Origin of the sequence: Corynebacterium sp. AOP36-E1-14 (genome assembly GCF_052377495.1) — a bacterium.
Lineage (GTDB): Bacteria > Actinomycetota > Actinomycetes > Mycobacteriales > Mycobacteriaceae > Corynebacterium.
In genome coordinates this window covers 21462-32682 of the sequence record NZ_JBQSWV010000032.1, presented here as the reverse complement: position 1 = coordinate 32682, position 11221 = coordinate 21462, and the positions used below count along the sequence as shown (strand labels likewise).

The following is an 11221-nucleotide window of genomic DNA, read 5'->3' as shown; positions in this document are numbered from 1 at the left end:
CGGTTCCCCCTTTTCCGTTTGTGCGGTGAAGTGTACACTGGGGTCCGGACACGAGTCAACAGCATGTTCGAATAGGATGGTGGATGATGGGCAGGATCGACATAGCCAGGGTCTACGACGTGCAGGGGGACGCACCGCGTTTCCTGGTCGACCGGCTCTGGCCGCGCGGGGTGTCGAAGGACAGCCTCGGGCTCACCGGCTGGCCGAAGGAACTCACCCCGTCGACGCAGCTGCGCAAGGACTTCCACGACGGCACCCTGGGCTGGGAGGAGTTCAGTGACGCCTACCGCGCCGAACTCGATGATGCAGATACAGAAGCCGCCGTCGCTGCCATCGGCGAGGCGCTGGCACAGGGCGACGTCGTACTCCTCTTCGCCGGCAAGGACACCGAGCACACCCACGCCGCCGTGCTGCGCGACTGGATGGAGGGTCAGCTCAGCGCGACGGCAGGCGGGTGAGCAGGTCCGCCGCCACACTGACCGCGATCTCCGCGGGGCGGCTCCCGCCCAGGTCAGGCAGCCCTACGGGGCACTGGATCGCGGCGACCGACTCCGGGGAGTGACCGGCCTCGGCGAGCTTCGAGCGGAACCTGGCCCACTTCGCCGAGGAGCCGATCAGGCCCACCGAACCCAGGTCGTCGCGGGCGAGCGCGGCATCGCACAGGTGCAGGTCCTCGGCATGGTCGTGGGTCATCACCAGCACGTGTGCGCCGGCCGGCAGCTCGTCGACCACCGCCTCGCCTAGCACCGCCAGGCGGGTGGTCACCGTCGCCGGAGCGTCCTGCGTCACGGTCTCCGCCTCGGTCAGCTGTGCGGGGCGCGAGTCGCACAACCACAGGTCCAGGTCATGGCGCGACAGGATCCGCGCCAACTCCAGGCCCACGTGCCCGCACCCGAACACCGCCACGCACGGCGGCACGTCCAGCACCTCCAGCAGCACCGTCACCTCGCCGCCGCAGCACTGCCTTCCGTGGTCGTAGGGGACCTTGTCGTTCAGCGCGAAGTCCATCGTCTCCGGGGAGGACGCACCGGCGGCCAGCATCTCGCGGGCGCGCCGCACCGCCCCGGCCTCCAGGTTCCCGCCGCCCACGGAGCCGGACGTGGCGTCGGCGGTGACCAGCATCTTCGCGCCCGCCTCCCGCGGGGCGTGGCCGCGACGGGCCACGACCGTCACCAGCACCGACGGCACGCGACGGGCGCGAAGGTCCGCGGCGTCCGACAACCAGCTCATACCCGAACCCGGGACCGGGCCCGCTCGACCGCCCAGTACACCGCCTCCGGCGTCGCCGGGGACGGCAGCTCCACCTGCTCGGACAGGCCCGCGCCGAAGGCGGCGACGGCCTGGCGTAACGCCTCGCGCACGCTGAAGGCCAGCATGAACGGCGGCTCACCCACCGCCTTCGAGCCGTACACCGCACCGGACTCGTGCGCCTTGTCCAGCAGCTCCACCCGGAAGTCGCCGGGCAGCTCGGAGAGCGAGGGCAGCTTGTACGTGGACGCCCCGGCCGTGGCCAGGCGTCCGGTGCCGCGGTCGCCGGGGCGCTCACCGGTGTCCCAGCGCAGGTCCTCCAGGGTCAGCCAGCCCAGGCCCTGCACGAACCCGCCCTCGATCTGGCCCAGGTCGATCAGTGGTGAGAGGGAGTCGCCCACGTCGTGGACGATGTCGACCCGGCGCACCTCGTAGGAGCCGTCGAAGCGGCTGACCTCGACCTCGGCGGCGGCGACCCCGTAGGCGAAGTACTTGAACGGCTCGCCCTGCATCACCGAGGCGTCCCAGTGCAGGCCCTCGGTGCGGTAGAAACCGCTGGCGGAGAGCTGCACGCGCTGCATGTACGCCGTGGACACCAGGGACTGCCAGGTCACGGACTCCTCGCTGCCGAGGGCGGTGACCAGGCCGCGGCTGAAGCGCACGTCGTCGGCGCTGACCCCCAGCACGGAGGCGGCGACGACGCGCAGGCGCGACACGATCTGCTCGCAGGCGTCCTTCACCGCACCGCCGTTGAGGTCCGCCCCGGAACTCGCCGCGGTGGCGGAGGTGTTCGGCACCTTGTCGGTGCGGGTGGGGGACTGACGGACCAGCGTCATCGGCACGCCCAGCGTGGTCGCGGCGACCTGCATCATCTTGGTGTGCAGGCCCTGGCCCATCTCCGTGCCACCGTGGTTGACCAGCACGGAACCGTCCTTGTACACCAGTACCAACGCCCCGCCCTGGTTGAAGGCGGTGAGGTTGAAGGAGATGCCGAACTTCACCGGCGTCATCGCCAGCGCCCGCCGGCGCGAGGGGTGCGTGGCGTTGAAGGAGGCGATCTCGGCCTCGCGGGCCTCCACGTCACCGTGTTCGAGCACCTGGTCCCACGCGGCGACGGCGCGCTCGGGGTGGCGCACCGGCATGGCGTAGGGCGTGGACTGCCCGGCGGAGTAGAAGTTGCGTCGGCGCACCTCACGGGCCGGCAGGCCCAGCACCTGGGCGATACGTCCCAGGATGTCCTCGATCACGAGCATGCCCTGCGGCCCGCCGAAACCGCGGAAGGCGGTCTGCGAGGTGCGGTGGCACTGCGCGATGCGCCCGTGCACGGCGATGTGCGGGATCCAGTAGGCGTTGTCCACGTGGCACACCGCGCGCGCCAGCACCGGCTCGGAGAGGTCCAGCGACCAGCCGCCGTCCGCGGTGAGGGTGGTGTCCAGCCCGGTGACCAGGCCCTCGTCGGTGAATCCGACGGTCCAGGTGGAGTGGAAGCCGTGTCGTTTGCCGGTCATCGTCATGTCCTGGGTGCGGTTGAGCCGGACGCGCACCGGACGCCCTGTCAGCGTGGCACCCAGGGCGGCGACCGCAGCGTAGCCGTGCGGTTGCATCTCCTTGCCGCCGAACCCGCCGCCCATGCGCAGCGACTGCACGGTGACCTCGTGCGCGGGCACGCCGAGGACGTGGGACACGATGTCCTGGGTCTCGGTGGGGTGCTGGGTGGAGCAGTGGACGAGCAGCTGGCCGTTCTCGTCGAGCAGCGCCAACGACGCCTGCGTCTCCAGGTAGAAGTGCTCCTGCCCGCCGAACTCGAAGGTGCCCTCGAGCACGTGCTCGGCGTCGGCCAGGGCCGCGGCGGCGTCGCCACGCAGCATCGTCGGTTGCGCGCCGTGGAAACTGCCGGCCCCGATGGCGTCGGTGAGGCTGAGCACGGCGGGCAGTTCCTCGTACTCCACCTCCACCGCGGCCGCGCCCAGCCGGGCGGCCTCGTGCGACTCGCCGAGCACCCAGCACACCGCGTGGCCGTGGAACATCACCTCGCCGCCGGACGCCTCGGGGAACAGCGGCTCGTCGTGCTTGGTGCCTGCGTCGTTGACGCCGGGCACGTCGGCGGAGGTGAGCACGCGCACCACACCGTCGAGCGCCAGGGCGGCCGTGGCGTCCAGCGAGACGATGCGTGCGTGCGCGTGCGGCGACTGCACCGGCTCGGCGTGCAGGACGCCGGGGTACCGGTTGACCAGGTCGTCGGTGTACAGGGCGGTGCCGGTGACGTGCAGGGACGCCGACTCGTGCGGGTGGGACTCGCCGACCACGGGGTCGGCGGGACGCTGCGAGAGGACACTCATCGCGACACCTCCGCTGTTTCTGCGTGCTCTTCGTAAAAGCGTTCCAGCGAGGTCGCCAGCATCGCCGAACGGTAGTCCGCACTCGCGCGGTGGTCGGACATCGGCGTGCCTTCGGCGCGCAGGACGTCCGACGCGGCGGCGACGGTCTGCGCTGTCCACGGCGCGCCGACCAACGCGTCCTCCGTCGCCAGCGCGCGCAGCGGGGTGGCCGCCACCCCGCCCAGGCCGATGCGGGCGCGCGTGACCGCACCGTCCTCCACGGTGAGCGCGAAGGCGACGGCGACGGAGGAGATGTCGTCGAAGCGTCGTTTCGCGATCTTGTGGAAGGCCGTCAGCGGTGCCAGCGGCAGCGGGATCCGCACGCGCGTGATCAGCTCACCGGGCCGGCGCACGGACTGGCGGTAGCCGGTGAAGTAGTCCGCCAACGCCACCTCGCGCACGCCGTCCGCACTGGTCAGGACCAGTGAGGCGTCGAGGGCGAGCAGGGCGGGTGCGGCGTCGCCGATGGGGGAGCCGGTGCCGAGGTTGCCGCCGAGGGTTGCGCTGTTGCGGATCAGGCGGGAGGCGAACTGCGGCAGCAGCTGGCCGAGCAGCGGCACCTCGTCACCGACCTGGCGTTCGATCTCGGTGAGTGTCTGCGCCGCGCCGATGTCCACGCAGGTGTCGGTGCGCAGAATGCCGCGCATCTCCGGAACGCGGTCCACGGCGATGACGTCCGCCGGACGCTCCCCGCGCAGGTTCACGCCCACTCCGTGGTCGGTGGAACCGGCGACGACGGTGATCGACGGATCCTCGGCGAGGATGCGACAGGCCTGATCCAGGGACTCCGGACGCCGGAAACGCGCCGTGCCGCCGGTGAGGTCGGTGCGCGCCGCGCAGGGCGCGGGGGTGTCGCGGCGCTGCGCGAGAGCGTCGGCGGAGCCGGGGGAGTCAGGCGTGCCGAGCGCGAGGGCGGCGTCGCGGATCGGACGGTAGCCGGTGCAACGGCACAGGTTGCCGGACAGCGAGTGCAGGTCGAAGGGCCTGTCGGACTCCGGGCGGTAGTACTCCGCGGTCATCGAGCAGATGAAGCCGGGCGTGCAGTAGCCGCACTGCGAACCGCCGCGCACCGCCATCTCGTGCTGGACGGGGTGCAGGTCACCGGCGGTGCCGATGCCCTCGGCGGTGACGACCTCCTGCCCGTCGAGGGCGGCCGCGGGCAGCAGGCAGGCGTTCACCGGCGTCCAGCGGGTGGTCCCGTCGGTGGCGGTGTCAGGGCGGGCGACCATCACCGCGCAGGCGCCGCACTCGCCCTCGGCGCAGCCCTCCTTGCAGCCGGTCAGACCGTTGTCGCGCAGCAGGTCGAGGAGGTTGACGTGGGGGTCGGTGCCGTGGAGAGTCGCTCCGTTCACCGTCACCGATATGGGTGCTGAAGTCTGGGCTGAAGTCACTGGTGGATCTCCTGGTGACTCGCGGTGGGCAGGTCGCCTGGGTCCGGACGCCCCGTCACGGGGCCGTATAGCGACCGGCTGTCCACCTGTTGTCGCACAGATTATTGCACCGGGAGATTTCGCGCAGGTTTCACGGATTCTCCGGCCACGGATGTTTCGGGTAGCGCCCCCGCATCTCGGCACGGACCTGCGCGTACGCCCCGGACCAGAAGCCGCCGGGGTCGTCGGTCACCGCCACGGGGCGTCCGGCCGGCGAAAGCAGTTCGAAGCGGACGCGACGTCCGGCGACCTCGGGGGAGACGTGCAGGCCGAAGCAGTCCTGCAGCCGGGTCGACACCACCGGCGGGGTGTCGGCGGCGTCGTCGACCTGCGGGTAGGTCAGCCGCACGGTGCGCCCGGACGGCAGGGTCAGCGTGGTCGGCGCGTACGTGTCGACGGGACGGTCCCAGGGGATCAGCCCGCGCAGCAGCCCGGCGAGGTCCGGGCGCCGGCCCGCCGCCAGGTCCGGCACCACGAAGTCGAGCAATTCACTCTCCCCGCCGCGCACGTCCGGGTAGCCGTCGATCCCGTTGACGTGCAGGTACTGGATGCGTTGGCGCAGACTGCGCGCATTGTCCGACCAGGTCAGCACGTCCATGCCGTGGGACGCCAGGCCACGTCGCACCGCCGCGGCACGGGTGGCCTCGGAAAGGTCCGCGGTGGCCACCGGGGTGGACGACAACTCGATCGCCCCGAGACCGCGCACGCGCCGGGCCTGCAGCTTCCCGGCGGGGCCACCGGGGGTCCAGGTGCAGGTCAGCTCGTCGGTGAGCAGCGGGGAGGCGGCCTGGAGGGCGAGCTCGCGCGACAACGGCACCGCCGTGTGCACCAGCGCCTCGGTACTGCTCGTGTTGCCGCTGTTGCGTCCCAGGTCGGCGATGGCGATCCACGCCGACGAGTGAGCCTTCGCGTCGCGCCACACCACCCCGGTGCCGGACGCGGTGAGGTAGCGGTTGGAGTCGCCCACCCGGTGCGCCACCAGGCCCGGGAACGCGCAGGCCACGGTGTACGCCACCGCGTCCTCACCACGCAGGTCCGGGGAGGACGTCCCGGCGTCCAGCAGCCGTTCGAGCCGGCGCGCGCCCTGGGAGCCACGCGCCTGACGCACCGCCGCCGGCAGGTCGCTCACGCGTGACCCCTCGTCGACGACGTGCAGCACCGCGGCGACGGTGCGCACGTCGACCCGTCGGGACGCCACCGTCGCCCCGCGCGCGAGCCGCGGGTCCGTCGGCACCGCGGCGAGGCGGCGTCCGACGTCGGTCACCCGGCCGTCGGCGTCCACCGCACCCAGGGAACGCAACGTGGCCTCGGCGGCGTCGGAGGCGGGGCCCGGGAAGGCGTCCGGCAACGGCAGGTCCGCCCCGCGCGGCGAACCCCAGCACGCCACGTCCAGCATCGCCGAGGTCAGGTCGCTCGTCGTCACCGCCGGCGGGGCGAACGCGGGGGCCTTCGCGAACTGCTCGGCGGTGATGCAGCGGTACACCGTGCCCGGCCCCTCACGTCCGGCACGTCCGCCGCGCTGCGTGCAGGACGCCTGGCTCGCCACCTCCGTCACCAGCACGGACATGTCGCGGGAGGTGTCACGCCGGGCGGTGCGCGCCAGGCAGGAGTCCACCACGACCCGCACGCCGGGCACCGTCAGGGAGGACTCCGCGACGTCCGTGGCCACGACCACGCGCCGGGTGTCACCGCCGCCGCGCACCACGGCCGCCTGCTCGGCGGTGGACAACCGGCCGTGCAGTGCGAACGCCTCAACCCCGTCACCTGCCAGCCTGTCGGCCAGGGTTGTGGTGTCGCGGATCGTCGGCACGAAGACCAGCACGTCGCCGTGCGTCTCCGCCAGCGCCCGACGCACCGTGGCCAGCACCACGTCCTGCACGGCGGTGCGCGACCGCCGGTCCCGGTTCACCATCGAGGCGGCCGAGTCGGCGTAGCGCACGTCGAGGGCGTGGATGGGGGAGGGGACGTCCACCACCGGTGCCGGCGGGTCGGCGAGCAGCCCGGCGAAGCGGGCGCCGTCCACCGTCGCCGACATCGCCACGACCACCAGGTCATCGCGCAGTTCGCGCAGCTGGGCCAGCATCGCGAACACCAGGTCGGACTCCAGCGCACGCTCGTGCACCTCGTCGACGACGACCGCCGCCACCCCGTCGAGGTCCGGGTCGCGCAGCATCCGGCGCAGCAGCACCCCCGGCGTCACCATCTCGATCAGGGTCGACGCCCCGGCCCTCCGGTCCCCGCGCACCGTGTAGCCGACCTCGTCGCCGAGCCGGACGCCGCGTAGTTCGGCGACACGCGTCGCCGCCGCGCGGGCCGCCACCCGCCGCGGCTGGGTCACCACGACCTTGCCTGTGCTCCCCTGCGTCCCCTGCACCGCCTCGGCGACGTACTGCGGCGCCAACGTGGTCTTGCCGGTGCCCGGCGGGGCCTGGACCACGGCGGTGCCGCGGGTGCGTACCGCGTGGATCAGGGCGTCGCGTCCGGCGGCGAAGGGGAGGTCGGTCACCTCACCACCGTAACCCCTCGCGCAGTCCCTCCTGCAGGGTCACCGCCAGGTACGGCACCGCGACGGCGAGGTAGCAGACCGCGGACACCGCCGCGCCGGACAGCCACGTCCACGCGTCGCCGGCGGTGTCGGCATCCTGACCGGTGTGCAGCCTGTTCAGGCCGATGGCCGCCTGCACCAGCGCGCACAGCAGCAGCACGACCTGTACGAGGACCACGTAGCCGCGCGCCGACGGGGCGCGGGGTCCGTCGTCCAGCCACTCCGGTCGCACCAGGTGCGGACGCGAGCGCGTGGCGAACAGGAACACCAGGATGATCTGCCCGACGAGCGGGATGAAGCCGTACAGCAGGCATGCCGCGGGATAGCCCGCGTCGTGCAGGCGCCGACAGCTCAACGCCAGCACCGGGATCACCAGGAGCAGCCAGGTGAGGCCGGCGACGGTGGAGTAGACCTCGTCCGGCGGTGTCCGGAGGTTTTCGCGCAGCAGGCGGTAGGCCAGCGTGACCAGGACGTACGCCAGCATGATCCACCAGAAGCCGCTCCGGGAGGTCAGCCCGCTGAAGCGGTTCCAGCGCACGAAGAAGTCGACGAGAGCCTGAAGGAGGGTGTGGGGGTGGGACCGGTGAGGGAGGGGTTCCTGAGTCTTATCTTGGAGAGAGGAAGTCGAGGATGTCACGGTCGTCCATGCTAGGTCACGACCCCCGGGGCACGGCAGGGTTCCCACAGGAGGGCTACAGTGGCCTCCTATGGGACTGAAGCAGAAAGCGGTCTCCGTCGCCGGCAGGATCACCGACGCGGTACGCATAGGAAACGGACTTGACCAGCGAGACCTCGCCCCGGTGGGGTGGTTCGCCCACGAGCAGGCGGTGCAACGCCTGAAGGACAGCTTCGACGCCGTCCCACCCGGCAGCCGGGTACGGCTGGCGAAGAAGACGTCCAACCTCTTCCGGGGACGCTCCAGCGACGCCGTCGGGCTGGACGTCTCGGGCCTGCACGGCGTGATCGCCGTGGATCCGGTGGCGTGCACCGCCGACGTGCAGGGCATGTGCACCTACGAGGACCTCGTCGACGTGCTGCTGCCCTACGGGCTCGCACCGACGGTGGTGCCGCAGCTCAAGACCATCACCCTCGGCGGGGCGGTCACCGGCATGGGCGTGGAGTCCACGTCCTTCCGCAACGGGCTGCCGCACGAGGCCGTCCTGGAGATGGACGTGCTCACCGGCACCGGCGAGATCCTCACCTGCTCGCCCACGCAGAACACCGACCTGTACCGCGGCTTCCCCAACTCCTACGGGTCCCTGGGCTACAGCGTGCGGCTCACCGTGCGGTGCGAGCGGGTGGAACCCTACGTGGACCTGCGGCACGTGCGCTTCGACGACGTGACGTCGCTGACCGAGGCGCTCGACCGCATCGTGACCGACAAGGAGTACGACGGCGAGCGCGTCGACTACCTCGACGGCGTGGTCTTCAGCCTTCAGGAGAGCTACCTGGTGCTGGGCCGCGCCACCGACGAGCCCGGTCCGACCAGTGACTACACCCGGGAGCGCAGCTACTACCGCTCGCTGCAGCACCCGGCCGGCGTGCTGCGCGACAAGCTGACCGTGCGCGACTACCTGTGGCGCTGGGACGTCGACTGGTTCTGGTGCAACCGGGCCTTCGGTGCGCAGAACCCCACGGTCCGCACCCTGTGGCCCCGCGACCTGCTGCGCTCCAGCTTCTACTGGAAGATCATCGGCTGGGACCGTCGTTTCGATCTGGCCGACCGTATCGAGGCACACAACGGGCGTCCGCCGCGTGAGCGGGTGGTGCAGGACATCGAGGTCACCCCGGAAAACCTGCCGGAGTTCCTGACCTGGTTCTTCACCACCTGCGAGATCCAGCCGGTGTGGCTGTGCCCGATCCGCCTGTCGGACGATGCCTCCTGGCCGCTGTACCCCCTGTCACCGGGGGAGACGTGGGTGAACGTGGGTTTCTGGAGTTCGGTGCCGGCCGACCAGATGGGGCCGGACGCCCCGGAGGGCGCCTTCAACCGCGAGATCGAGCGCGTGGTCTCCGACCTTGGCGGGCACAAGTCCCTGTACTCCGAGGCGTTCTACACCGAGGAGAAGTTCGCCGAGCTGTACGGCGGTGAGCGTCCCGGGGAGCTCAAGGCGGTCTTCGACCCCGACGGGCGGTTCCCGGGACTGTACGAGAAGACCGTGCGCGGCGTGTGAGCGGCACGGAAGACAGATACACGAAGACGAAGAAGACGCAGATGACGCAGAGGACACAGAGGAGAGAAATGAACAGGGGTTTCACGCCGCTGACGGTGGGAGAGATCGTCGACAAGGTCATCACGCCGCCGGCGCCGTTCCGGGTGACCGCCTTCGACGGGTCGACTGCCGGGCCGGCGGACGCGGAGCTGGTGCTGGAGATCACCTCGCCGGACGCGTTGGCCTACATCGTCACCGCCCCCGGTGACCTGGGCCTGGCCCGGGCCTACATCACCGGCAGCCTGCGCATCAGCGGGGACGAGCCGGGACACCCGTACCTCGTCTTCGACCACCTCCAGCACCTCTACGACCAGATCCGCCGCCCCTCGGCGAAGGAACTGCTGGACATCGGCCGGTCGCTCAAGGCGATGGGTGCGATCAAGCTGCAGCCCGCCCCGGAGCAGGAGACGCTGCCCGGCTGGAAGCGCGCCATGCTGGAGGGGCTCTCCCGGCACTCCCCGGAGCGGGACAAGGAGGTCGTGAGCCGCCACTACGACGTGGGCAACGACTTCTACGAGCTCTTCCTCGGCGACTCCATGGCCTACACCTGCGCCTACTACCCGGAGTTCGAGGGCGAGGACCAGGTCACCGGCCCCGACGGCGGCTGGGGTTACGCCCAGTGGGAGAAGGGCGCTGTGGCCAACGGGCCGCTGACCCAGGCCCAGGACAACAAGCACCGGCTGGTCTTCGACAAGCTGCGGCTCAACCCGGGCGACCGGCTGCTGGACGTGGGCTGCGGCTGGGGCGGCATGGTCCGTCACGCCGCGCGCAACGGTGTGAAGGCCGTGGGCGTGACCCTCTCGCGCGAGCAGTACGAGTGGGGCAAGGCCAAGATCGAGGAGGAGGGCCTGCAGGACCTCGCCGAGGTGCGCTGCATGGACTACCGCGACGTGCCGGAGTCCGACTTCGACGCGGTCAGCGCGATCGGCATCCTGGAGCACATCGGTGTGCCCAACTACGAGGACTACTTCTCGCGCCTGTACGCCAAGCTGCGCCCGGGCGGCCGGATGCTCAACCACTGCATCACCCGCCCGCACAACCGGAAGACCAAGACCGGCCAGTTCATCGACCGCTACATCTTCCCCGACGGCGAGCTCACCGGCTCCGGCCGGATCATCACGATCATGCAGGACACCGGCTTCGACGTGGTCCACGAGGAGAACCTGCGCCCGCACTACCAGCGCACCCTGCACGACTGGTGCGAGCTGCTGGCGTTGAACTGGGACGACGCCGTCCACCTCGTCGGCGAGGAGACGGCCCGCCTGTTCGGCCTGTACATGGCCGGTTCGGAGTGGGGTTTCGAGCACAACGTGATCCAGCTCCACCAGGTCCTGGCGGTGCGCCCGGATGAGTCCGGCCACACCGGGGTGCCGGTCCGCCAGTGGTGGAGGTCCTGACGGTAACCTC

Annotated in this window: 8 protein-coding genes; 3 read left to right on the top strand and 5 right to left on the bottom strand. The window is 71.2% G+C overall.

Going from position 1 to position 11221, the window contains the following annotated elements:
- Positions 1-83 precede the first annotated feature (83 nt).
- A complete protein-coding gene (locus tag ACT3TD_RS12845; RefSeq protein ID WP_444638017.1) occupies positions 84-458 on the top strand; it encodes a DUF488 domain-containing protein in 375 nt (124 codons plus the stop codon).
- Here the strand turns inward: ACT3TD_RS12845 and xdhC are convergent.
- From xdhC to ACT3TD_RS12820, 5 genes are all read right to left on the bottom strand, one after another.
- On the bottom strand, positions 436-1230 hold the full coding sequence (gene xdhC, locus ACT3TD_RS12840; protein WP_444615064.1) for a xanthine dehydrogenase accessory protein XdhC: 795 nt from the start codon (positions 1228-1230) through the stop codon (positions 436-438). The genes ACT3TD_RS12845 and xdhC overlap by 23 nt on opposite strands.
- Positions 1227-3587 (bottom strand): xanthine dehydrogenase molybdopterin binding subunit, encoded by a 2361-nt coding sequence (gene xdhB, locus ACT3TD_RS12835; protein WP_301442014.1) that lies wholly within the window; start codon positions 3585-3587, stop codon positions 1227-1229. The genes xdhC and xdhB overlap by 4 nt, the downstream gene beginning before the upstream one ends.
- Positions 3584-4978: a xanthine dehydrogenase small subunit gene (locus ACT3TD_RS12830; protein WP_301442013.1), complete on the bottom strand. Its 1395-nt coding sequence runs from the start codon at positions 4976-4978 to the stop codon at positions 3584-3586. The genes xdhB and ACT3TD_RS12830 overlap by 4 nt, the downstream gene beginning before the upstream one ends.
- A gap of 169 nt (positions 4979-5147) precedes the next feature.
- Entirely contained in the window at positions 5148-7562 is a 2415-nt protein-coding gene (locus tag ACT3TD_RS12825; RefSeq protein WP_301442012.1) for an ATP-dependent RNA helicase, read from the bottom strand.
- 1 nt (position 7563) lies between these two features.
- Positions 7564-8139, bottom strand: a complete 576-nt coding sequence (locus ACT3TD_RS12820) for a DUF805 domain-containing protein (protein ID WP_301442011.1) — start codon at positions 8137-8139, stop codon at positions 7564-7566.
- A 169-nt stretch (positions 8140-8308) separates the two neighbouring features.
- On the opposite strand from ACT3TD_RS12820, the gene ACT3TD_RS12815 reads away from it, so the two are divergent.
- A complete protein-coding gene (locus ACT3TD_RS12815) occupies positions 8309-9775 on the top strand; it encodes an FAD-binding oxidoreductase (protein ID WP_441579634.1) in 1467 nt (488 codons plus the stop codon).
- Between the two features lie 68 nt (positions 9776-9843).
- On the top strand, positions 9844-11211 hold the full coding sequence (locus ACT3TD_RS12810; protein ID WP_301442009.1) for a class I SAM-dependent methyltransferase: 1368 nt from the start codon (positions 9844-9846) through the stop codon (positions 11209-11211).
- The last annotated feature ends 10 nt before the right edge of the window (positions 11212-11221 follow it).

Excerpts from the sequence above, each read along its gene's own strand:
- ACT3TD_RS12845 (WP_444638017.1), top strand. The coding sequence starts at position 84 with ATGATGGGCAGGATCGACATAGCCAGGGTCTACGACGTGCAGGGGGAC.
- xdhC (WP_444615064.1), bottom strand. The coding sequence starts at position 1,230 with ATGAGCTGGTTGTCGGACGCCGCGGACCTTCGCGCCCGTCGCGTGCCG.
- xdhB (WP_301442014.1), bottom strand. The coding sequence starts at position 3,587 with ATGAGTGTCCTCTCGCAGCGTCCCGCCGACCCCGTGGTCGGCGAGTCC.
- ACT3TD_RS12815 (WP_441579634.1), top strand. The coding sequence starts at position 8,309 with ATGGGACTGAAGCAGAAAGCGGTCTCCGTCGCCGGCAGGATCACCGAC.
- ACT3TD_RS12810 (WP_301442009.1), top strand. The coding sequence starts at position 9,844 with ATGAACAGGGGTTTCACGCCGCTGACGGTGGGAGAGATCGTCGACAAG.